Raw genomic sequence first — 24,426 nt, 5'->3', positions numbered from 1 at the left:
AAAATGTGGTTTTTGCAAAGTGTGGCCCCGATGGTGCTGAAACCACATGGTGCTTCCATCACTACTCTTAAATTATTCCGGATTTAATGAATGGATGATAAATACCAGCTTGCAGTCTCATTTTTCCAGGAAGGCCGGCTTGAGCAGGCCCGGAATATTCTTTTAGAGCTGTTGAAAATAAAAAGAGATAATCTTTCGGCCCTGTTTTTCCTCTCTGTTGTTGAAGCAAAGTCGGGAAACTTTAAGGCTTCAACCGAATTGCTTAAAGAGGTAACAAGACTTGAACCCTCACATAAAGAGGCACTATATAATCTGGCATTAAACTACCAGAATACGGGTGAAAATGAAACTGCACTAGAATACTTTCTTAAGGTGCTTCAATATGATCCTGAATTCATGCCCGCTCACCTCAAGGCGGCACTCCTGTACCGCCAGATTGGAAAACCTGAAAGTGCAAAATTCCATTTCGATACCCTGATAAAAAACGACCCCGTACTGCTCAAGGATTACCTGGAAAAATACGACCAGCACATTGAACTTGAGAGCCAGATCCTGCTTTCAAACGCTGTCCGCTTTTTTGAAAACCAGGAATATCAGAAAGCTAAAAATATGCTTTTGAATATCCTGGAGGGTGAGCCCGGTAACCTGCATGCCCTCAGCCTTATGGGAAGCGTATGTTTCAGGCTCAAGGAGTATGAAGAGTCACTTAAAGCTTATAACCGGCTTCTTGAGCAGAATGTCAGGACGGACAACATACTCTTTAATGCCGGCTTATGTTTCCAGAGTCTTAAGAACAGAAGCAGGGCGGCAGAATATTATAAGGCTGCGCTTGAAATAAACCCCGATTGTCTGGAGGCACTGAATAACCTTGCTCTTTTGTACTCATCAATCGGAAAGCACACCGAAGCAAAGTCTCTTCTTGAAAGGGCATTAAAAGCAGATGAAAAATACTTAACCGCAAAAATAAACCTGTGCACGGTTAATGCGGATTTGAATTTATTTGACCAGACCATCCGCGATTGTGAAAGCATATTGGCCAGCCCTGAGGCACAGGAAGACCATTCCATAAGGGCCCTTGCCTATGGCAACAAGGGCTATGCACTATTCAGGAGCAAGAGAAACAAAGAGGCAATTAAATATTTTGACCTCGCCATTTCGGAAAATCCACAGCATCAGAATGCCCACTTTAATAAGGGGCTTGCCCTCATGCTGCAGGGGGAACTGCCGGAAGGCCTGAAGGAATATGAGTGGCGAAAACTCAGGGAAGAATGGGCGCTAAACAGAAAAGTTTTGAAGCCTCTTGAAAAAGATTCTACCCTGGATGGAAAGACGGTGCTTGTTTTCGGGGAGCAGGGACTTGGAGACGTAATCCAGTTTGCGAGGTTTATCCCGGAGCTGAAGAAAAAAAACTGCCAGGTAATTCTTGAATGCGAAAAATCGCTATGGAATATACTGAAGGAGGCAGAGGGCATAGACAAATTTGTGGAAAGAAATTTCAGCTCTCAGCCGGATGTGCATTTTGATTACGAGGTTTTCTTAATCAGCCTTCTTCTTTATCTGGATACATCAGTTGAGCAGCTGCCGCCGCCAATAGATATTCATATCAGTCCTGACTGCCAGTCAAAATGGAACAATATATTAAAAGACTATAAAGGCCTTAAGGCCGGAATTGTGTGGGCAGGCAATCCGCAGCACAGTAACGACAGGAACAGATCCTGCAGGCTTAAGAACTTCCGGAGTCTGCTGGATAAAGAAGGCCTTACTTTCTTCAGTCTGCAAAAAGAAGACCGCCTGAAAGAACTGCCGGAATTTAAGGACAGAATAGTTGACCTTAACCAGTACGGCCTGAACGATTTTGAAGACACCGCAGCGGCAATCCGCTGCCTTGACCTTGTAATAACAGTGGATACATCCATAGCACACCTGGCCGGTTCACTGGGTAAGCCGGTCTGGATACTTCTAACCTATGTGCCCGACTGGCGCTGGATGCTTGAGGGGCATGATTCCCCGTGGTATCCTTCTGCCAGGCTGTTCAGGCAAAAGTCTGTCGGCAGCTGGGAAAGCGTTTTTGATGAAATTGGTGTTGCACTAGATGAGATGCTGCAGAAAAATAATGAAATTACTAATCCTGCAATAATAGAAGAGAAACCTGCTACAATGAATTCAAAGCCCATATTCCTTTCTCTTACAACCGGAGAAAATTTCGGCTGGGGTGTTGTAAGCAACAACCTTAGAAAAGAATTCCCCGGATTTATTCAATTTGAAGACCTGGCGCATAATGATCCCAGGTATTCCGGCCCTGTGCCCGGAAAGGTGCTGCACATTTTAAGAAATGCCGACTTCAGTACCTCGAACGGGAATTGGGGGGAGAATAATTACGGCATGGCTGTATTTGAAACCGAGCTTCCCAAAGAGGCAATTAAAAAAGCACGCGACTACGACCTCATTATTGCAGCTTCTACCTGGAACGAGGAAAAGTTAAAATCTTACGGAGTATTTAACTCCGCAACAGCAATCCAGGGAATAGACCCCGGAATGTTTTATCCCGAGCCCGAACCGAAGTATAATGATGATCTTTTTGTAATCTTCTCCGGCGGAAAGTTTGAACTGAGAAAAAGCCAGGATATTGTAATTAAAGCCGTGCAGATCCTGCAGCAGAAATATCCCGACATTGTGCTCATTAACGCCTGGTATAATATGTGGGCGCAAAGCGTATTACCAATGAGCAACTCGAAGTATATTAACTTTGAATGGGCAGACGGCGACTGGCCTGAGTTTATTACTCACCTCCTGAATATTAACGGCCTGGATATGAAAAGGGTATTCTCGCTTCCCCTGGTGCCAAACGAAAAGCTGCGCGAGATCTACCTTAAAACCGATATCGGTCTTTTCCCAAACCGCTGTGAAGGGGGAACAAACCTTGTAATGATGGAATACATGGCCTGCGGCAGACCTGTTATAGCATCGTTTACTTCGGGTCATAAGGACGTTCTGACAGATGAAACTTCATATAAACTGAAGACATTAAGTGAATATAAAATACTTGATCAGACAAACGGGCTCCTTACAACATGGGAAGAACCCCATTTGGATGAAATTATTGCCTCTATTGAGTATGCATACCATAACAGGGAGAGTATCAGGCAGAAAGGAAAGCTGGCCGCGGAATTTATGAAGGGCTTTACCTGGAAACACACCGCCGAAACAATTGCCCGGCTCTTAAAATGATTTTGCTTCACAAAGTACAGGTACTTACAATTGCGGAATATTGACCAATTACAGACAGGTAAAATGCAAAATAAACCGCAAATTGGCGCTTCCGGAGGCTTTTCATTTGTGGCATATCTCTTGCTTTGTATGTAGATGTGGAATTTAACAGAAAGAGAGAATAAAAAGGTTGCCTGAATTAACATTAAGCATGATCGTAAAAAATGAAGAAAAGTATCTTCAGGGCTGTCTTGAATCGGTCAAGGGTATCGCCGATGAGATAGTTGTGGTAGATACCGGTTCAACCGATGCTACTGTTGAAATAGCAAAAAGCTACGGCGCAAAGGTACTTCATTTTAACTGGATAAACGATTTTGCCGCAGCCAGAAACTTTGCTCTTAAGAATTCATCGGGCCGCTGGATACTTTATCTTGATGCCGATGAAAGGCTGAGCGAAAAATCAATCCCTCTTTTAAGAAAAGTCATAAAGCAGAATTCGAAAACGGGCTACAACTGTATTGTAAACAGCCCCGACCCCATTACGGGAAAACCCAACTACATGAGGTACCAGAGATTGTTCCTGAATAATCCGCGGATTGAATTCAGGGGGACAATCCATGAACAGATTGTTAAATCGCTCATTGAAGAAAAATATAAGATAGCCAATTCCGATATAGAGATACTGCACCTGGGGTACAATATTTCAAAGGACGCGCTGAAGGTAAAAGCACAAAGAAACCTGGAATATCTGCTTAAGGAAATTCAGTCGAATTCTACGGCGTACAATAATTTCCAGTTAGCGCAGACATATGCGGTTTTAGACGACAAGGAGAGCGCGGTAGAATATTTCAGAAGGACTCTTGCCTGCAGTGATGCAACATACTTCATGAAGTCCCACGCCTGCCGGTTTATTGCCTCTTATCTTTCGGAACGCGACAGGCTGAAGGAAGCCTTGGATTATGGGCTTCAGGGACTAAAGTATGACAGCCGCCAGCCGCTTCTTAACATGGTCCTTGCAAAGATATTACTTAAGATGGGCGACAGCATGAATGCGCTGAAGTTCTGCCGCTCTTCACTTGAAGCAAACAGAATGCCCAAGAGCAAGGATTACGAGATATACGTTAACGACAAGCTGATAATTTATCTGGGGCTTAAGGCTTCGGTTATAGCCGACAACAAAGCTGAGTTCAACTACTACTTTAATGAGCTATATAAAGCCGACAGCAATGAAGCCGGCTCAAACGACTTTCTGAACGCTGTAAAGGCTCTTTTCTTAAGCGAGGAGATAAATGACTCGCTGCTCGGGAAAATTGGAAAAATAACGGATGAAAACAGTTTCGAGCTTGTAATTGCACTTATAGATAAATATATGCTGAGGAAAAATAAGTTTCAGCTGCTGGAGGCTATCCCCTCAAATTTAAGAAACAGCTTCCATTACCTTAATTCGCTGGGGCTTGCATATTTCGAAAATGGAATGGAGAAGGAAGCCCTGAACGCGTATGAAATGTCTTTAACTTACGCAATCAAAGACCCGGCTTCAGTATTTTTCATGATCTCTATGTATGTCAATTCAGGCGATTTTATAAAAACCGATAAGCTTCTTTGCCAGGCAGAAAATTCATTTGCCTACCTGCCGGAAGTTGCGGCAAAACTAAAAATGGTAAAAAAACAGATTCAGGAGTTCATAAAATAAATTCTTATACAATAAACCAAGTACACGGAGGTAATAATGTCATCATTTCAAATTAACACGAACATTGGCGCGCTGGATGCATATAACGCTCTGAACAAGGCAAACTCTGAGGGCATGAAGGCTCAGCTTCGTCTTGCTTCGAGAAAGAGAATCAACTCTGTTGCCGATGACGTATCAGGCTACAACGTTGGAAAGTCTCTTGATTCAAAAGTTCAGCTCATGAAGTCAGCTCAGGGTAACATTGGTTCAGCAAAGAACATGCTTTCAACAGCTGAAAGTGCCCTTCAGCAGATAAAAGACAAGCTGACACAGATCAGAAGCTATGTTGCTGATGCAACCGATCCTACAAAAGACAGAACAGCTCTTGCTGACAACATCAAGTCTTTGGGTCAGGAAATTTCAAACATCATGTACTCAACAAAGTTCAACAACACCCAGCTTTTATCAGGTGCTTCGGCACTATCCTCAGTAGGTGCCGGCGGTGTTGGTACAAGTGCAAACCTGGGATCACTGGCAAACTCGTTCACATTCCAGACCGGTGCTGATTCTTTCGACAGAATTAACCTTGATTTTGCAGCCGGCCTTGCAAGCACAACCGGTACATCAATTTCAAACAGCGGATTCTCACTCTCAGTTGCTTCTGACATTGCAAATGCACTGAACAGTTTTGCCGTCCTTACGAGCACAGATGATGCTACTTCAGCTCAGGAAATTGCGAACCTGGCCAGCGTAACAACCATGACTTCAGGTCAGGCTGATGTATCATCAGCTATCGGAAAATTTGAAAAGCTTGTTTCTGATTCTTTAGGAAAGATCGGTAACTTCCAGCAGAGACTTGATGTAAAGGACGAGTACTTAACATCAGCTATCTCAAACGCCCAGGCCAGTGTAAGCCGCTTGTTTGACGCCGATATGGCAATGGAACAGCTTAACGCTACAAAGGCTCAGATAGGCGGACAGGTTGCAACCTCAATGCTCAGCCAGCTTAACTCTGCTCCTCAGAACATACTTCAGCTCTTTAAATAATCACCAAACGGGGCACGCTGAAAACAGCGTGCCTTTATATCTTAAATCTTTCTTTTCAGACTTCACTTTAAAAAATAAAATCTTTTTAAATTACAAGTACTAAACTTTTAATTTAAGGTGCCGATAGTAATATTGAGAATTAGATCTCATAATTCAAATTCAAACAAACACGGGCACGGATGCCCGTAAAAGAAAACAGACAAAATACATGGAGGTATTTTATGTCAACTTTTCAGATTAACACTAATATTGGCGCATTAAACGCTTACAACGCTCTTAACAAAGCTAATGCTGAAACTCAGAACGCTCAGCTCCGTCTGGCAACAAGAAAAAGAATCAACTCTGTTGCCGATGACGTATCAGGCTACAACGTTGGAAAGTCTCTTGATTCAAAAGTTCAGCTCATGAAGTCAGCTCAGGGTAACATTGGTTCAGCAAAGAACATGCTTTCAACAGCTGAAAGTGCCCTTCAGCAGATAAAAGACAAGCTGACACAGATCAGAAGCTATGTTGCTGATGCAACCGATCCTACAAAAGACAGAACAGCTCTTGCTGACAACATCAAGTCTTTGGGTCAGGAAATTTCAAACATCATGTACTCAACAAAGTTCAACAACACCCAGCTTTTATCAGGTGCTTCGGCACTATCCTCAGTAGGTGCCGGCGGTGTTGGTACAAGTGCAAACCTGGGATCACTGGCAAACTCGTTCACATTCCAGACCGGTGCTGATTCTTTCGACAGAATTAACCTTGATTTTGCAGCCGGCCTTGCAAGCACAACCGGTACATCAATTTCAAACAGCGGATTCTCACTCTCAGTTGCTTCTGACATTGCAACTGCACTGAACAGCTTCGCTTCTTTGACAACAACAGATGATGCTACTTCAGCTCAGGAAATTGCAAACCTGGCCAGCGTAACTTCCATGACTTCCGGCAAGGCCGACGTTAGTTCAGCTCTGGGTAAGTTTGAGAAGATCATCGGTGATGCTTTAGGAAAGATCGGTAACTTCCAGCAGAGACTTGATGTAAAGGATGAGTACTTAACATCAGCTATCTCAAATGCTCAGTCAAGTGTAAGCCGCTTGTTCGACGCCGATATGGCAATGGAACAGCTTAACGCTACAAAGGCTCAGATAGGTTCTAGTGTAGCTACTTCAATGTTGAGCCAGCTTAACTCTGCTCCTCAGAACGTACTTCAGCTCTTTAGGTAATAGTTAAATCAAACTGTTAATCAGCTGGGTTTAATTCTCGCACATTGCAAGCCCTCCTCTTTCACGGGAGGAGGGCTGTTCTAAAACATTAACATTTTTCATCGGGAACACTTATGTACAGCACAGCATATGCACGTCCGGCTTATAACAAAGCTAACCAGTATCTGGCAAAGGAAATACTTGAGGCTACACCGCAGCAGCTTTTAATAAAGATCTATGACTTTGCTATTGTTAACTGCCAGAAACACGATATGGTGAGGACTAATAATGCAATTCAGGAACTTATTAACTCTCTTAGTTTTGACAGGCCTGACGTCAGTGAAATTTCCAATGGTCTGCTGCGCCTTTACAAGTTCTGCCAGGATCAGATGAGACAACAGAATTATGACATAGTTCATAAAATTCTCTCTGAGCTCAGGGATACCTGGATGAGTGCATTTGAAAAAAAATAAAATAGCGAAATAAAAATTCCATAATGATCAATTTGAGGTAAATTATAAATGGCTATCGATGCATTAACAAGCTCAGGCATTGATTCTTTAATCAGCAGCTATACTGCTTCAGAGCAAAGCAGAATGATATCACCGCTGACTACAAGAAAAACAAGCTATGAAAATAAGATCTCAACCTATACAACTTTAAGCTCAAAACTCGATTCACTGAAGTCGCAGCTAAGTGACCTTAAAGCCACAGACAGCAGCTCACTTTTTGTCCCGACTATGACTGCCACACTTTCGAGCAGCTCATTCATGTCGGCCTCGGCCTCCTCAAAAGCAGTCCCGGGCAGCTACACCATGAGAGTTCAGCAGCTGGCAAAAAACGACATTACAGTTTCCAGACAGGATCTGTCTTCGGCGGCAAAGCTGGCAAACGGGACGTATAACTTTCAGATTGTTTCCGGGACGACTACAAAAGATATCAGTGTTACAATTGATGACACGGTAACGGATTTTAAGAGCTCACTGCAGAAAATAAAGGATGCCATTAATTCACAGGCGCCCGAGATAGTTTCAGCCGCGGCATTTTCCCCCGACAGCACCACAAGCAGGCTTTCAATTACGTCAAAGAATATGGGGCTGGATAACAAGATCGTTCTTCAGGAAAAAGACGCCACCTCTTCGGCCATACTGGGTTACATGGGATATGCTTTGAATGCAGGCACTCCGCCCACGGTTGACCGCGATACTACAGTAAGTGACGGAACCTCGGGCTATATTTATGACAGCAGCCTCTTAAACGCTAAATTTAATTTCAACGGACTGGACTTTCAGAGAAGTTCAAATACAGTCAATGATGCTGTAGATGGTCTTACCTTTACACTTACAGCAGAGATGAAGGATACCGATCCGAATATTAATATTTCGGTTTCCACATCCACTTCTTCAGTAAGAACAAAGATTGAAAACTTTGTTACAAAGTTTAATGAAATTTACTACTATCTTAAGACAAACAGTTCCACTACTACAACCTCACGCGGCGCTCTGGCCGGAGATGCCACCACAATGTCGCTTCTGCAGAGCATGGCTAATGCCGCATACACGAGGGTTGACGGACTTTCTTCCGGTGTTCCTAACCGCTTAGGAGACCTCGGAATATCGTTTACCTCCACCGGGGGCTTAACAATTTCCGACAGCTCGAAATTGGACAAAATGATTTCAAACAACTTAAGTGACGTTGGTGCTATCTTTAATTCTACAAACGGCATTGCCACTACACTCTATAGCCAGGTAAACCGTTATGTTGGAACAGAAGGATATCTTGCTAAAGCCAATGCGTCATACAATAACACGGTAACGGACCTGGCAAGTAAGATAACTGCCAAGCAGACAAGCATCGATAAGAGTGCCGAGGTATTGAGGAGCAAGTACGAGGCTCTTCAGACGCAGCTGGCAACTCTTCTTACAGCTTCCAGCATGTTCACGGGTACAACCACAGATTCATCGAGCTACTTCTAAAGATGAAAACCCTGGAATTGAAAATATTGGAAATAAGTTCTATTTTGCAGGAGCTGCTCTCTGCATTGGACGGGCTCAATGACGAGAATTTTGAGGCCACAATGGGCGTAGTTAACGCAAAAAAGCGCAGAATTGACGAAATTAAACTCCAGCTTAAATCAACCTATGAGCCGGAAATGCTTAGCAAATATGAACCTGGGCTCATTAAATTGACTAAACAATTGTCAAATAAATTCGATAATATTATTACTAAGGTTAAAACTGAACAGAACGCTATCGGTCTGGAACTTAAAAATATCCAAAATAAAAAGAAATTAGTAAACTATAACAGGTGAAAAAGTTGGAAATTAAAGGGATATCGAACAATTATTTTTCTTTGCAGGAAACAAGAAAAACACAGGCTGTCCCGGCTGAAAACGTAAAAAAACAGGATAAACTTGAAATCTCCAGCGAGGCTAAAATCTTGCAAGCTAAAAACACAAATATAAAGGACCTGACGCAGATTAAGCAGAAGGTAAAAGAGAACTTCTACAATTCACCTGAGGTTCTCAGCACAACGGCTACAGCCATCATGAAGGATCTGAAAATAAAGTAAAACGAAATTATCTAAAGGCGGATTTTAAGCTTTCGGGTCCGCCTTTAGATAAATTCCTCTCCATTTGCCCCTGGAAATAATGCCGGAAACCCATAAATTAATCACCTTTAGACCCCCATCAGAGATAAACTACAGAGTTGCATATTATTATTAATTTGGCTAATATTAGAACCGTTATTTAAAAAGTGTTTAATATTAACCATTTTACAACTGAAAAAGAGGGCTTTTTTACCTCTTCGTCGCGGTTTCTGCAGACTAATATAAAAAATTAAATGCTCATCTTGTGTGGGCTTATGCATAAATGTGCGAAATAGTGCAGAATTCCCGGTTTTTCAGGAAATCAACTTGTTAAAGTTTATTCAGCGCTTCATGAGTATATAATGATGATGCATAACGAAATACAGGATAATAAGCTTCAGATTTTGGGTAAACTGGCCGCCAGCCTGGCTCATGAAATCAGGAACCCGCTTTCGGCAATAAAGCTGAATCTGGATTTTGTCAGTATGTCGGATATCAGTCCCGAGGTTAAGGAATCCATAACGGCATGCATGGAAGCTGCCAAAAGGATCCAGGCGATTGTAGAGACCACGCTCGACTTTTCACGCAGCACTCTAAGCGATTGTTTTCCGCAGTCGTTAAATGAGGTGGTTACGCTGGCAGTGGAAATTATGAGTGCCAGGGCCAAGATACTAAATATAGAGGTTGCTGCCGAATTGGAAACTGACCTGCCCAAAATTTACTTTAACAAGAATAAGATCCTTCAGGTTGTACTAAATTTAATGACGAATGCCTTTGAGGCTATTGAAAAAAACGGCAAGGTAAGCCTTAAGACCTACCGTGAAACTATGGACGGAAATAATTTTGTCACGCTTGAAGTCCAGGATACGGGCAAAGGGATCAGCGAAGAGAATAAGGAAATGATCTTTAATGATTTCTATACAAATAAAAAAGAAGGAACGGGCCTGGGCTTAAGCGTATGCCGTTCAATTCTTGATGAATTTGGCGCCACTATCAGTTTTACCTCAAGCCTGGGCGAGGGGAGCCGCTTTTACGTGAGATTTAATCCTAATATAAATGGTGTTATAGAATGAAGTTAAACGTACTTATTGTTGATGATGATAATTTAATTTGCATGTCCTTAAAAAAGGTTCTTGTCAAGATGGGTTATGAGGTGGAAACCTGCATGGAAGGCGAAAAGGTGCTTGAAACGGTTGCCGATTTCCAGCCTGACGTGATCCTTCTGGATATATATCTGACCAGCCATAACGGCCTGGATATACTGAAGCTGCTTCAAAAGGATTTTTACCAGATACCGGTTGTTATGATTACAGGATACTCGGACGTTAAGATAGCCGTTTCGGCCATGAAAGCAGGGGCCTTCGACTTTCTGCTTAAACCGATAGACCTTGAACAGCTGCAGATCGTACTCGACAAGTGCACCGATCACCTGAAACTCAAGTCGGAAGTTGAGAAGCTGCACTCACTGATAAAAGAAGATGAGATAAGCCGGGAGTTTTTCGGCCGCAGCAAGCCGATTGTACGTGTAATAAACCAGGTGGAACGCCTTGCGCAGAGCGGAGACACAACAATTCTGCTGGAAGGCGAAAGCGGAACGGGCAAGGAAGTCTTTGCAAAGTTTATTCATCAGCAGAGCCCAAGAAAAAATAACGCATTTATATCAATAAACTGTGCTGCAATTCCCAAAGAGCTGGCAGAAAGCGAGCTCTTCGGCCACGAAAAAGGCGCTTTTACGGGAGCAGCCCAGAAAACAAAACTAGGGAAGTTTGAACTGGCCGACGGCGGAACAATACTGCTGGATGAAATCGGCGAGCTCTCGCTGGACCTTCAGGTAAAGCTCCTGCGCGTTCTTCAGGAAAGAACATTCTACCGCCTGGGAGGCGAGAAAGAGATTTCGGTTAACGTAAGGGTAATTGCCGCAACAAACAGGAATCTCGAGGAGGAAATAAAAAGAGGCAATTTCAGGGAAGATCTCTATTACCGCCTGAACGTTGCAAAGGTAATTATTCCTCCAATGCGCGAAAGGAAAGAGGATATTCCTCTGCTTGCATACAGGTTCTTAAGAGAATTTGAAGTGAAGTTCAACAAGAAAATTAAAGGCATTGATGACGATGCCCTTACATTCCTGGAGAACCAGTACTGGAAAGGAAATGTAAGAGAGCTCAGAAATACAATTGAACGCGCTGTTCTTATGCTTGACGGCGATGAGCTGAAGGAGCAGCATTTCAGCTTTCTTTCAACCGGTAAAGCTCCAGCGGCAGAGGACGACAAGTTTATTCTGAAAATTCCTGCCAAGGGCGTCGGTATAGACCTCGTACTGAGGACTCTTATTCTAAAGACGCTTGATATAACCAAGGGTAATCAGGTTAAAGCCGCAAAAATTCTGGGGCTTTCCCGCTCAAAACTGCGCTACAGAATGGAACAGCTTGAAATTGAAGTGACAAAAAAAATCGAATAGCCCTCAGAGCCTGCCAATAGCTTTTGTCAAAAAACACCCGAAAAAAATTATTTCTCCGGGGGATTTTCACCTCCGGAGAGCTTCAAATTGTTTTAATAATAACAATTTTTTATTTAACTTTGCGGGTGCCTTTCCGATAATATATCGGAAAGATGGTCTTTATGACTTTTGTAATGTTCGGAATGTTTCGGCTTTCGGAATGATGGTGTAAAATTTATGGGTCCCCGGTCTATTACTTTCATTTGAGGACAATGTTAAAAAAAATTTTACTTGTTGAAAATTATGCCTCTTCCGGTAACGGCCTTCAGCATTTTCTGGAAGAATTAGGATATAAAGTTTATCCTGCGCTGTTGTCAGATAAATCCGATTTCGAGAAAATTGAAAAAGATCCAAAGGATCTGATATTTTCTTATGTGACGGAAGACGCACCGAAGGAATTTGTTGCCTATAATGAGGAACTTGCCTCCCGGCTAAATGTGCCCGTAATGTATTTCTGCGATAAAAAGAACGGACACAATATATTCAGCTCCTTTTCAGTTGACTCCCAAAGAATTGTATCCTCTCAAATAAAGATTCAGGACCTGGGTAATGTAATAGACAAGGTCTGGCTCGAGCACAAAAAAGACAGGCTTAACAGACAGGCTGAGGCGCAAAAGTACAATTCTTTTAACTTCCTTAGCCAGGGTGCCATTGCAACCGACGCAAAAGGATTAGTTATATTTCTTAATTCTGCTGCTTCCAAAATAACGGGCTACACACCTTCAGAAGCCATGGGCAGAATGCTTAGGGACATTTTCCCTTTATCTTCCATTCCGCAAAAGTCAAACAACCTTTTTGCCGCCATGAATGGTGAGATATCGCTGAACTCTTCGGGATACGCAGTAATTACCTGCAGGAAAGGGGCCTTCAAAACCATTGAATATAACTATGACCCGATTTATGAAGCCGGCCGCTCTTCCCAGGGCGCAATTTTAACTTTCAGGGATGTTACGGAAAAGCTGAGAAAAGAAAAAGAAGACAGCTTAAAGTTTGAATTTGCCATTCAGCATTCGCACGATATAATTTTTATGACTGACAAAGGTGGCAGCATAAATTATGTCAACCCCAGGTTTGAAGAGTTCTACGGCTATTCCAAAGAGGAAGTACTTGGCGGCAATGCCGAACTGCTTAAAAGCGGAATGATGTCTGAAGAATTCTACAAAGAGTACGAAGAAAAACTCCTTGCCGGAAAAAACATTAATGAAGAGTTTATAAATAAGATAAAGTCGGGCGATTTTGTAACTGTTGAAGAAAGTACAAGTCCCATTTACGACTGGGACAATAAAATTGCGGGCTACATCTGCATTCAGCGCGACGTAACAGAAAAGAAGCAGAACGATGAGCTTTTAAGAAGGGCTTACGACAAGGCTGAGGAATCGGATAAACTTAAAACTGCCTTCTTAAACCAGATGTCGCACGAGATAAGAACGCCCCTGAATTCAATTCTCGGCTTCATGTCTCTCATGGAAGAAGAACTGGTCAACAAGGGCATCGGTGATCTGGTATTGTACTTCAATTCTATCAATCGTTCCTCAATGAGGCTTCAGAGAACCATTGAAGACATACTTGCCATGTCGAGTATTCAGATCGGTAACTATTATACATCTTTATCCAAAATAAATCTGGAAAGTGTACTGCAGCTTCTGATGAAGGATTTCAGCTCGCTTGCCTCGGAAAAAAATCTCGGCTTCAGGCTTGAGAATAACAGTGCTGAGGCGGTAGTAGACGGTGACAGCTATACAATAATACAGTCCTTCCAGCATGTAATTGATAATGCCCTGAAGTTTACAAACGAAGGGGAAGTAAAAATTTCTATTTACGACAAAGACGGCCTGACGTGCGTAGACGTCATTGACACGGGCATCGGAATTTCCAAAGAATACATGGAAAAACTCTTTAAGCCTTTCTCTCAGGAAGAGATAGGCTACAACAGGCGCTACGACGGCAACGGCCTTGGGCTTGCCATAACGAAAGAGTACCTGAGGATGAATCATGCCGATGTGTATGTTAAAAGTGAAAAAGGAAAAGGAAGCACATTTACCTTCGTTTTTTATGGTCCTGAAAGTGAGGAGCAGTCTCTCTGAGAAAATAACCGAATATTCAAATATTTCCCTTTCAATATTCTTCTTTTGAAAAAATTCTTCCAAAGAATCCTTAAAAAGTTTCCTTTTTAATTGGCAAAAGAATTTTTTTTTTCTCATTTTCACGTTAACAATTTACGGAATGCACCGATAATAATAATGGAACAAACTATTTGGAGTGGAAAATGCTGAAAGTGTACATTGTCAGTTCTACCAAAGTTCTTCAACTATTCTTCGTAATAATTTTACTAAGTGCTGCCGGCCATTATTCTTTTGCAAACGAAAAAGAATTTAACATCAATTACATGCCTGTAAATATTTCCGAGCAGGGGGATCAGTATCTGGCTTTTGCAGAAGTCATGCCCGAACCTGTTGGCGGGCTTCAGTCTATTTATAAAAAAATAGTATACCCGTCAATTGCAAAAAGTGCCGGCCTGGAAGGAAAGGTTTACGTCCTCATTTTTATTAATGAAAGAGGCGGCGTAGATGACGTAAAGGTTGTTAAAGGTATAGGCGGAGGGTGCGAAGAAGCTGCAATTCAGGCCATTAAGGGTGTAAAGTTCACACCCGGAAAAAATGGCGGGGCGCCTGTAAAGGTAAAATTATCTCTTCCGATTTCATTTAAATTAAAATAAACTAATTAATCCTTAGACGGTGTTGGAATGAGCTGGTTAAAAAACTTAAAGTTTGTGCGTAAAATTCAGGGCGGCTTCTTTGCTTTGGCTGCCATCTCTACACTCATTGTTATTGTCGGCTACACGCAGCTAAGCCAGATGTCGAAAACAAAAGACAGGATTTTCAGCGAATATGTAGGCCCCCAGCAGAAGATCAATGACATATACTCGGATTTCCAGAAAATCCAGTTTATAATGATGCAGTTCTCTATGAAAGAGTTTGCTTCGAAGTTCAGTGAGAATGTTAAGGAGTATAACACCTACAGGGGACACATCGATAAGACGCTTGATTCTCTTACCAAAGCTGACCTTAAGAATGAGGAAATTACAAAAGGCTTAAAGCAGGTAAAAACTGAATGGGGCGACTATAAGATGCTGGTGGCAGATGCCATCCAAAGTGCATCTGTAACCCAGGCATATGAAATGGCTGCCGATATTGCAACAACTTCAGGTGAGGAATACGGGCAGAAACTGCAGGGCCATTTTGAAAGCATGGGCAAGCTCCTTAAAGCGAAGGCAAGCGATCTTGATAACTCGGCTGACACGACGGCAAAGGTTGCAATCTATCTTACTTTGCTAGGCTCCATCTTTGGAACACTGGTATTCTGCTTCTGTGTCTTCTACCTGGCACCCGCAATTACAAAGCCGATAAATAAACTTAAGGAAGTTGTAAGAGAGTTTACGCTCGGCAATTACGATTTTGACATCGTAACCGAATCAAAGGATGAGGTTGGCGAGCTTTCAGACATGCTGGTAAACCTGAAGGAAGCCCAGGTTGAAAAGATTTATGCCGCAGAGCAGATTGCAGCAGGCAATATGCTGAGAGTAAAGCCGGCTTCCGGCAAGGATGATCTGGCAAAAGCCTTTAACAATGAAGTTGACACAATTGAGGCAATTCTTAACGAAGCAAACCTCCTTGTGGAAGCAAACAGCCAGGGCAATTTAAGCCTGAGGGGCGACGTTACGAAGTTCTCAGGCGGCTGGGGCAAGCTTATTGAAGGCGTCAATTCAATTCTGGATGCAATTGTTGCTCCGCTGCAGGAATCTGCCTCGGTGCTCTCGGTAATGGCCAAGGGCGACTTTACGGTTAAAATTGCAGGCGACTATAAAGGAGATTATCAATTAATTAAAGATAACGTCAACGTACTCGTTGAATCTTTGAATTCTGCTCTTGCAGCTGTTGCTGAAAGCGCATCAGCTGTAGCAAGTTCATCTTCACAAATTTCTTCAAGCTCTGAAGAAATGGCTGCCGGTGCTCAGGAACAGACACAGCAGTCGGCAGAGGTGGTTACTTCTGTTGAGGAAATGACAAAGACCATTCTGGAGAGTAACCGTCATGCAACGGCTGCGGCAGAAACCTCCAGGCAGTCAAGCACTAACGCTCAGAAGGGCGTTCAGAAAGTTGAAGAAACAAAGAAGGGTATTGATAAAATTGCCACATCCGCGGGACAGACCGGCGTTATCATCAACTCACTCGTCAGGAAGACGGACCAGATAGGCGAGATTGCACAGGTAATTGACGACATTGCAGACCAGACAAACCTGCTTGCACTAAACGCCGCAATTGAGGCTGCGCGTGCAGGTGAGCAGGGACGAGGTTTTGCTGTCGTGGCCGACGAGGTAAGGAAACTTGCCGAACGTACGACTAAGGCTACAAAGGAAATTGCCGATACAATCAAGATGATACAGAAGGAAGCCAAGGAAGCCGATAAGTCTATGGAAGATGCAAACCACGCGGTAAAGGATGGTATCAAGCTTACAGACGAGGTGGATGAGGCACTTAAGGAAATTCTCTCCGGTGCCGGTGAAGTAAATTCAATGGTTTCTCAGGTTGCCGATGCAAGTGAAAAACAATCCTCGGCAGCTGAACTTATCAGCAGAAATATTGAAGCCATCAGCACCGTTACACAGCAGTCGGCAGACGGCATACAGCAGATTGCACGCGCGGCAGAAGACTTAAGCAGACTTACAGTAAACCTGCAGGATCTGGTTGCCAAGTTTAAGATCACCTCGGGGAAACCCGGTTCTGTGAAAAAGCTTCAGCAGAAAAGCTACATGCTGGAGAAAAGCGGCCTTTCATAGGTGACAAGCTCATTTAAGTCATAAAAAAAGCGCTTCTGCAATCTTTGCTGAAGCGCTTTTTCTTTATTCACCATTATATTTTAAGTTATTCAGAGTAATCCAGCAGAATGGATTTTGTCTGTCCGCACGTGCAGACAAATTTTATCTCTTTAATATTTTCGTTTTTATCTTTTTTCAGAATTATTTTCACTCCGTCGTGGCTGTCTTCTTCAACAGAAACCTTAACGTTGCCCGAGATCTTTGCCTCACTTCCCTTGATCAGATTTCTTGATTTTTTGGGCACGTAAGAAATCTCATTAAAAACGTAATCTTCAAAATCATCTTTGCTCATATCTTCCTTCGTTCAATTATTATCAATTTATTAAACAACTGCCTTATTTACTATTTCTGCAATTTTCTCCAAAGGCGCTATTACGTCGGCATATCCGGCATCAACAACAGCCTTCGGCATACCGTAAACAACGCAGCTTTGTTCATCCTGTGCCACTGTGTATCCGCCCATGGTCTTCAGCTCTTTAATTGCCTCAAAGCCGTCCTTGCCCATACCGGTCATAATTATTCCAAGTGTGCTTTTGCCGTAGACCTTCAGGACAGAACTCATCATCACATCTACCGAAGGGCGGTGAAGAGTTGTAGCTGGAGCCTCCGAAATGTCTATTACAACGCTTCCTGTAGCGGTTTTCTTTGCCGTCATATGAAAGCCTCCCGGTGCCAGATAAACGGTCCCGTTTTTTACAGTTTCATTGTGCTCGGCTTCCTTTACTTCCAGGTTGCTCATTGAGTTTAACCTGTCTGCAAGCGACTTTGTAAACTTCGGCGGCATGTGCTGCACAATAAACATCGGGCAGTTTATATTCTTTGAGAGCTCGGGTACAACTTTCTGGAGCGACATCGGACCGCCCGTTGAAACTCCGAGGGCAATTGCCCTGTAGCCCGCCCGTGGAAGAGACCTTAAGGGGGCGTTCAGGCTTTGAGCCGGACGGCTTTCGGAGGGTGAAAAGTTTTGTATTCTTCTCAGCCTCATTTGTACCGACTTCTGCCTTACAATCTCTTTTACCTTTCTAATAAGGTCTTCCTTTATTTTTACAATGTTAACGCTTACATAAGAAAGCTCCTTGGGGATGAAGTCCACTGCTCCAAGCTCCAGGGCCTTTAATGTTGCCTCTGCACCCTCGGTTGTAATAGAACTGACCATTATAACCGAAGTCGGGCATTCTGCCATTATTTTTCCCAGGGCGGTAAGGCCGTCCATCCTCGGCATTTCAATATCCAGCGTAACAATATCAGGCCTTTTTTCCTTAATCAGGTTAAGCCCGTCCAGGCCGTCGCGTGCTGTTCCTATTACTTCAATATCGCCGTCCGACTCCAGCATTATGGAAAGCGATTTCCGCATAAATGCCGAGTCGTCTACTACTACAGCTCTGATTTTATTTAACAATTTTCATCCGTCAAATTATTTATTAACTCACCGACGTCAACGATCATAACAACCTTTCCGTCTCCCATGATTGTCGATCCCGCGATGCCCTGGATATTACCGAGATAGTTTCCTAGCGATTTTATAACTACTTCTTTCTGTCCAACCAGTTCATCAACTCTTAGGCCGAATCTTTTTTCTGCAATTCCTACCACAACTACATACTGCCACTTGCTTTCTGAAGCCGCCTGAGTGTCGTCGTAAAGAAGCTTGTCTATCCTGATTAAGGGCAGTACGCTGTCTCTTATCCTTATAACTTCATTCTGGTTAATTGATTTAATCTCTTCGTTTGAAACCCTCACTACCTCAACAACTGAGTTGAGCGGAATTACAACGGTTTCCGAATCGACCTTTACAAGCAGTCCCTGTATGATAGCCAGTGTAAGGGGGAGCTTTATAATTATTTTTGTTCCGCGGTCAACTTCCGATTCAATATTTATGAGGCCCCGGAGCTTTGCAACGTTTGTTTTAACCACATCCATTCCGACGCCGCGGCCCGAGATGTTTGAAACGACTTCAGTAGTTGAAAACCCGGGAATAAAAATGAGGTTATAAGCCTCCTGGCGCGAAAGTTCATTTGCCCTTTCCCTCGTAATAAGACCCTTGCTTACGGCCTTTTCCTTCAGGACTTCAGTATTAATGCCTTTTCCGTCATCTTCAATTGTTATAATGATGTTGTTGCCTTCATGCTCGGCTGAAAGAGTGACCGTTCCTTTGGGGTCTTTTCCTTTCTGGAGCCTAACCTCGGGGGATTCAACACCGTGGTCCACCGCATTTCTTACAAGGTGCACCAAAGGATCGTTGATCTCCTCAATGAGGGTCTTATCAAGCTCTGTTTCCTCGCCGTTTATTACAAGCTGTATATCCTTTTTAGTTTCTTTTGCAAGGTCTCTTACAAGGCGGGGGAAGCGGTTAAAGACCTTCCCTATTTTAATCATTCTGGTTTTCATAACAGCAAGCTGCAGCTCTGTGGTCATAAGGTCAATCTGCTTAGAAGCCTCAGCCATATCACGTGCCAGCTTGGTGCCTTCATATTCAAGAGCCACTTCGGCATTAACCTGGGTAAGACGGTTTCGTCCCAAGACCAGTTCAGAGACAATATTAAGCAGGTCGTCCAGTCTTTCAACGTCAACACGAATTGTATTATCTGTCTGCTGGCGTGTGCCTGCGGCTTTTACGGCAGCTGTCTCGGTTGAAGGTTCTTCTTCTTTTGCGTGGATGGCTGTTTCTGCCGGGGCAGCTTTGGGGGCCTCAGCCTTCTGAGGCTCAGGTGTGCTGCTTTTTTCTTCTTCGGCAGCTTTCGGCTTTGGAGCTGTGGGTTCTGCTTTTTTGCCGGTTTCAAGCTCTTTATACAGGACTTCAAGCTGTTTTATGATGTCATCAATCTCAATGTTTTCATTGTGGTTGGTTTCAATTGTCTCAAGAAGATCCTTAATTCTGTCGAATGCGCCCAGTATACCGTCCATCAGGTCGTCGTTGAGATGGGCTTCACCTTTCCTGAGTTTATTAAGAATATCCTCGGCCCTGTGTGTAACCATTGTAAGCTTTTCGAGTCCCAGAAAGCCGGAGGTACCCTTCACTGTATGAAACGACCTGAAGATGGAATTCAGAAGATCCCTGTCATCCGGTGTTTTTTCAATTTCAACCAATTCAAGGTCCAGCTTTTCAAGAATTTCCTTTGTCTCAACAATAAAACTGTCGAAAATCTCCTGCATTTCAGGATCATTCAGCATTGAAGAAAGTAAATCTGATTCCATAATTATAATCTTTGTGAAAATTAATTTTCAAATTAAAGTAAAATAAAAGGCGAAAACAAGTTCCGCCTGATAGAAAGATACAATAAACTGCGCCCGCAGTTTTTTTATAGCTGGCTTTACTTTCAGGAGAACAATTTATCTATTTCAGCCTGAGAAGCTTTTTCCATATTAATTACAGCGTCAACCATATCCTGGCGGTTGTCGTTTTTGTTATAGCTGGCATTAGGGTCAAAGGTTGCGCCCTGAGGAGCCTGAATGCCGCTTCCAGAGGAAGGGGCCGCAGCAGCGGAATTAAATTCCTCAATCTGTGTGTCGTCAATATCCTGTATTAAAGAAGCCAGCTTTTCCTGAACGGAGTCTATCAGGTGATCTACGGCAGCCAGCTGCTGAGATGTAATATCCTGAACCTGTAGTGACAGGGTGATATTATAGGAATCGTCCTTGATTTTCGGGAACATAGTGGTAATTTCTTCGATATTTTTCTTTGTCGATTCTATTGCTGAATATTCTTCAAGGAGCTTGCCTGCATCAGAATTTCCTGAAAGGAGGTTCTTTAGTTTTTCAAATATTTCATCCTTTTTGGCTTCGGCTTCATTTATTGCCTGAAGCTTGCTTTCAATTTTATAGACATTACTAGAAATTGCGTCTACAAGGTCAAGTATCTCTGTAGTTGCCAGTTCAGTAGCGTTTGTAACGTTATTAATCTGATCGGAGGCCTTAGGTATCTTAGCTGTTGAGTCTGCAATAGAATGATTTATATTTTCCAGAAGGGGGACAGTTTCCTGCATGAAATCCACCAGGCTCTGCAGAACAGGAACAACCTTCTGTCCGTACTGGAAGAGGACTTTCACATCGTTAAGTTTATCAAATAACTGGGACATATTTAAGTTTTTCATGATGATTCCTATTGAACGTTAGCAAGAATTTGGTCTATTTTCTCTTTCAGGATCTGAGGGGTAAAAGGCTTAATTACATAGTTTGACACCTTGGCCTGCAGGGCCTCGATGATATCTTCTTTTACTCCGCGCGTGGTTACCATAAGTATCGGCAGTTTTGTGTATTTGTCATCTGCCCTGATTGCCTTGGTGAGTTCCAGGCCGGTCAGTTCCGGCATATTCCAGTCGGTGATTACAAAATTTATTTCCGCATCGGCGGCCAGTTTTGCCAACGCATCTTTCCCGTCAACAGCTTCAACTATATTGTCATAGCCTAAATTCTTAAGGGAATTGGCAACTATGCGGCGCATGGTAACGGAATCGTCGACGACAAGAAATTTTAAGGACATATTTATACCTCTAGTTTAGATATTTAGATACTTCATAATGAATTCTTTTTGGGTCAAACGGCTTTACCAGATAGGAACTGGCGCCGTAGCTCATACCTTTTTCAACATCTTCGCTCCCCGAAAGTGAGGAAAGTATGATAATAGGAATATCCTTGTATTCCTCGTTTCCCCTTATGGTCTTGATGAGTTCAAAGCCGTCCAGGTTCGGCATATTAAGATCTGTTATTACAAGATCAATTTTATGTGCAGGAAGTTTTTCCATGGCCTCCATGCCGTCGCATGCCGAAACCACTTCGAAGCCGTGCATGGTAAGCGAAAAGGAAACAAACTTCCTTATCGTGGGGGAATCATCAGCTATTAAGATGACCTTTTTCATTTTATCTTTATTACTCCTTCTTATAACCTATTGTTTTGGGATAGCTGATCAGCTTAAATGCTTTTGATATTCCATGCAGGGTCTCGGAATATCCTATAAACAGGTATCCGCCTTTGTTCAGGGAGTTATATAAATGTGAAACAACCTTGACCTTAGATCTTACGTCAAAATAGATCAGTACGTTGGCACAGTAAATAATGTCAAAATTAAGCATACTCTTCATACTGAGGTCGTCATAAAGATTCATCAGCCTGAAAGAAACCATGCTTTTTATCGCCGGGTCGACCTCGTAATTGCTGCCATAGGTTTTGAAATATTTTTTCAGGTAATAAGGCGGGGTATTCCTGATGGAATAATCCCTGTAGGTGCCTTTCCTTGCAGTGTCAATCATGGCCTGATTAATGTCGGTCCCGACAATTTCAAAATCCAGCATCGGGTAGCGCGGTTTAACGAGGTCGGTCAGCGTTATTGCAAGCGAATATGCCTCTTCGCCCGATGAAGATGCAGCGCTCCAGATCCGGATCTTGTTCCGCCCGAACTTTTTCTGCGAGCTGAGCAAGTCGGGAATTACAGAAGTAACCAGGACGTCGAGCTGAGGCTGATTTCTGAAGAAGAATGTTTCGTTAATTGTAATGGCTTCAAAAAGATATCTCTGTTCACTTAGACGGTCCGGGTGATATTTCACAAAATCGAGATAAGCGTCGAAGGAATCGAGTCCTAAGAAGCCAATCCTTTTCTGAAGCCGGCTCTCCAGCAGATACTTCTTGTTATCCTGGAAATAAATCCCGCATAGATCGTATATGTATTTTCTCCAGTTTTCGAAGGACTTGTCGGGCAGTGCGATGGTATTTCTCGGGAAACCCAGACTTCCGTTCTGCTGCAGAAAGTTATTTAAGTCCGCATTGGAAGGATTGCTCATAAATCTATTCGGTCTTAGTTGTTGAATCAGTTACACCCCGCTGAGCTAAAATCCATGCGGCACGTTCTCTTATCATCACTTCCTGGTCCTGTGCCATAGTCTTTAACATTTGATTAACTTTCGGGGTAAAAATATTTTCTGTCATTTCGAGAACTTTCAGCCTGTTCCAGATATTGTCGTCCTCAATCATTGAATCTATAAAAAGCAGTGCATAGTCCACATTAATTAAAAACAGCAGTTCAATTGCTGTTTTTCTTGCCTCCTCATCCGGGTTGGAAAGGCAGAGTGCAACCGAATCGCTGAGGCTGCGTCTTTCAAGTTCGCCCAGCGAATTGAGCGTTGAGGCAGAATCAGATTCTGTTAAGTCCTTAAGGAGCCAAAGCAGGCTGGTCAGGTTTGAGGGGCTGTGCCTTATGGCATCCGGGAGCTTGGAATATAAAAGTCTTGCGTATTTATAGAAAGCGGGCCTGATGCTCTGGTCGATCTCGGCGTCCTGGCCATAGATTCGAATAAGCGTATCCATTATTTCTTTATCGTCAAAGATGGTAATAAGGCTTGCTGCGGCCTTCTTGTATCTTGGTTCTGCGTCTGTCAGTGTATAAACAATAGAGTTCTTAATGTTTTCATCGAAGGGAAGTTCCAGATTGAACTTTTCCTTCAGCTCATAAAGGGACCCGATTACGGGCCATATGAGGGGTCCTGTAATCTTTCTTAATTCGGAGAGCAGGAAATAAAATGTTGTCTCTCCTCCCAGGTGTCCCAGGCTTTCTATAATTGAAAACTTTGTAAGGGGGTCTTCAACCGGATATTTCGACAGTATAAAATCCAGAGCCTCGCTGGAATTCATTTTCCCCAGCGCTTCGGCAATTGTGGGCTTATAGAGTTCGTTGCTTTCATAAAAATTGATTAAATCAGGAATTGCCTCGGAATATCCAATGTTACCCAAAGCCTCAACGCATGAAAGAATAACGTTGTCGTTGGCGCTTGAATGCAGCACCTGAAGAATTGCCGGCACCGGCTTAGGGCTGCCGATTAAGCCCATTATATCGATTAAAAATTTCTGGTCGTCGTCGTTTGCTTCCTGCAGGTATTCTGTCATTGCATCCAGGCTGCCGTCTTTTATTCTTAAGAGGATTTCCCCGGCCATATTTCTTAAGGCGATATCGGCTGAAGAAATAAAAGGAACGACATACTTGGGGATCAGGGGGTTGGCATTAAATATTAAGGTGAATGATGCGGAATCCCTCACGCCCTTATCAGGATCCAGGAGCATATTGCTTAAAATCTTAATCCCCTCTTCATCAAGCTCCTTACTAATGAGGTCTTCAACTGCCATCCTTCTTTCCGAAGGATTTTGTGAACTCAGCATTCTGAGCTCATTTTCACTCAGGTAACTAAAATTATTCATTCTTGGAGTAGCCTTTTCAATAGACAAAGTGATTTGTAACTCTGCATTTGTTTACTAATCTGGTTTGGACTTTAATTCCTAAAACTTTGAAGGTTTCAGACAAGCCGCAGATAAAAGCCGGATAAATAAACTTCCCCTAGTCCATTATCGGAAAATATGTTACGA

At 43.0% G+C, this 24,426-nt stretch carries 21 protein-coding genes; 13 read left to right on the top strand and 8 right to left on the bottom strand.

Translation table 11 applies throughout. The features are described 5' to 3' along the window. Positions 1-90 precede the first annotated feature (90 nt). The 13 genes from HF312_05825 (at position 91) to HF312_05765 (ending at position 17,039) form a co-directional block, all read left to right on the top strand. A complete protein-coding gene (locus tag HF312_05825) occupies positions 91-3,228 on the top strand; it encodes a tetratricopeptide repeat protein (protein MCU7519717.1) in 3,138 nt (1,045 codons plus the stop codon). A gap of 169 nt (positions 3,229-3,397) precedes the next feature. After that, the gene (locus HF312_05820) at positions 3,398-4,900 is read left to right on the top strand and encodes a glycosyltransferase family 2 protein (GenBank protein MCU7519716.1); all 1,503 of its coding nucleotides are present in this window, start codon (positions 3,398-3,400) and stop codon (positions 4,898-4,900) included. A gap of 36 nt (positions 4,901-4,936) precedes the next feature. Continuing rightward, entirely contained in the window at positions 4,937-5,926 is a 990-nt protein-coding gene (locus HF312_05815; GenBank protein MCU7519715.1) for a flagellar biosynthesis protein FliC, read from the top strand. 221 nt (positions 5,927-6,147) lie between these two features. Then, positions 6,148-7,137 (top strand): flagellar biosynthesis protein FliC, encoded by a 990-nt coding sequence (locus HF312_05810; protein ID MCU7519714.1) that lies wholly within the window; start codon positions 6,148-6,150, stop codon positions 7,135-7,137. 113 nt (positions 7,138-7,250) lie between these two features. Beyond that, positions 7,251-7,589 (top strand): flagellar protein FliS, encoded by a 339-nt coding sequence (locus HF312_05805; protein MCU7519713.1) that lies wholly within the window; start codon positions 7,251-7,253, stop codon positions 7,587-7,589. A gap of 48 nt (positions 7,590-7,637) precedes the next feature. Then, positions 7,638-9,092 (top strand): flagellar filament capping protein FliD, encoded by a 1,455-nt coding sequence (gene fliD, locus HF312_05800; protein ID MCU7519712.1) that lies wholly within the window; start codon positions 7,638-7,640, stop codon positions 9,090-9,092. A gap of 26 nt (positions 9,093-9,118) precedes the next feature. Then, positions 9,119-9,427, top strand: coding sequence for a hypothetical protein (locus tag HF312_05795; protein ID MCU7519711.1), 309 nt, complete (start codon positions 9,119-9,121; stop codon positions 9,425-9,427). Between the two features lie 5 nt (positions 9,428-9,432). Next, positions 9,433-9,687 carry a hypothetical protein gene (locus HF312_05790; GenBank protein MCU7519710.1) on the top strand — a complete coding sequence of 85 codons (255 nt, stop codon included), beginning with the start codon at positions 9,433-9,435 and terminating at the stop codon, positions 9,685-9,687. Between the two features lie 380 nt (positions 9,688-10,067). Beyond that, a complete protein-coding gene (locus tag HF312_05785; GenBank protein MCU7519709.1) occupies positions 10,068-10,778 on the top strand; it encodes a HAMP domain-containing histidine kinase in 711 nt (236 codons plus the stop codon). Continuing rightward, positions 10,775-12,163, top strand: a complete 1,389-nt coding sequence (locus tag HF312_05780; protein MCU7519708.1) for a sigma-54-dependent Fis family transcriptional regulator — start codon at positions 10,775-10,777, stop codon at positions 12,161-12,163. The genes HF312_05785 and HF312_05780 overlap by 4 nt, the downstream gene beginning before the upstream one ends. A 251-nt stretch (positions 12,164-12,414) precedes the next feature. Further along, on the top strand, positions 12,415-14,286 hold the full coding sequence (locus HF312_05775) for a PAS domain-containing sensor histidine kinase (protein MCU7519707.1): 1,872 nt from the start codon (positions 12,415-12,417) through the stop codon (positions 14,284-14,286). Between the two features lie 182 nt (positions 14,287-14,468). Beyond that, entirely contained in the window at positions 14,469-14,918 is a 450-nt protein-coding gene (locus HF312_05770) for an energy transducer TonB (protein ID MCU7519706.1), read from the top strand. 27 nt (positions 14,919-14,945) lie between these two features. After that, positions 14,946-17,039 carry a HAMP domain-containing protein gene (locus HF312_05765; protein MCU7519705.1) on the top strand — a complete coding sequence of 698 codons (2,094 nt, stop codon included), beginning with the start codon at positions 14,946-14,948 and terminating at the stop codon, positions 17,037-17,039. 85 nt (positions 17,040-17,124) lie between these two features. Here HF312_05765 and HF312_05760 read toward each other — a convergent pair whose 3' ends face one another. The 8 genes from HF312_05760 to HF312_05725 form a co-directional block, all read right to left on the bottom strand. Further along, positions 17,125-17,370 carry a hypothetical protein gene (locus HF312_05760; protein ID MCU7519704.1) on the bottom strand — a complete coding sequence of 82 codons (246 nt, stop codon included), beginning with the start codon at positions 17,368-17,370 and terminating at the stop codon, positions 17,125-17,127. Positions 17,371-17,400: 30 nt separating this feature from the next. Next, complete coding sequence (locus HF312_05755; GenBank protein ID MCU7519703.1) at positions 17,401-18,477, bottom strand: chemotaxis response regulator protein-glutamate methylesterase; 1,077 nt, start codon at positions 18,475-18,477, stop codon at positions 17,401-17,403. Further along, complete coding sequence (locus HF312_05750; protein MCU7519702.1) at positions 18,471-20,249, bottom strand: chemotaxis protein CheA; 1,779 nt, start codon at positions 20,247-20,249, stop codon at positions 18,471-18,473. Before HF312_05750 ends, HF312_05755 begins: the two co-directional genes overlap by 7 nt. Positions 20,250-20,395: 146 nt before the next feature. After that, a complete protein-coding gene (locus HF312_05745; GenBank protein ID MCU7519701.1) occupies positions 20,396-21,169 on the bottom strand; it encodes a hypothetical protein in 774 nt (257 codons plus the stop codon). An 8-nt stretch (positions 21,170-21,177) separates the two neighbouring features. Further along, entirely contained in the window at positions 21,178-21,558 is a 381-nt protein-coding gene (locus tag HF312_05740; GenBank protein ID MCU7519700.1) for a response regulator, read from the bottom strand. Between the two features lie 10 nt (positions 21,559-21,568). Next, the gene (locus HF312_05735) at positions 21,569-21,934 is read right to left on the bottom strand and encodes a response regulator (GenBank protein ID MCU7519699.1); all 366 of its coding nucleotides are present in this window, start codon (positions 21,932-21,934) and stop codon (positions 21,569-21,571) included. Positions 21,935-21,944: 10 nt separating this feature from the next. Continuing rightward, positions 21,945-22,778, bottom strand: a complete 834-nt coding sequence (locus HF312_05730; protein ID MCU7519698.1) for a protein-glutamate O-methyltransferase CheR — start codon at positions 22,776-22,778, stop codon at positions 21,945-21,947. A gap of 79 nt (positions 22,779-22,857) precedes the next feature. Beyond that, positions 22,858-24,261 carry a HEAT repeat domain-containing protein gene (locus HF312_05725; GenBank protein ID MCU7519697.1) on the bottom strand — a complete coding sequence of 468 codons (1,404 nt, stop codon included), beginning with the start codon at positions 24,259-24,261 and terminating at the stop codon, positions 22,858-22,860. Positions 24,262-24,426: the final 165 nt, after the last annotated feature.

Source organism: Ignavibacteria bacterium (assembly GCA_025612375.1).
Taxonomy (GTDB): domain Bacteria; phylum Bacteroidota; class Ignavibacteria; order Ignavibacteriales; family SURF-24; genus JAAXKN01.
Note: the sequence above shows the minus strand (reverse complement) of the source record. Positions and strands in the feature narration are given on the sequence as shown.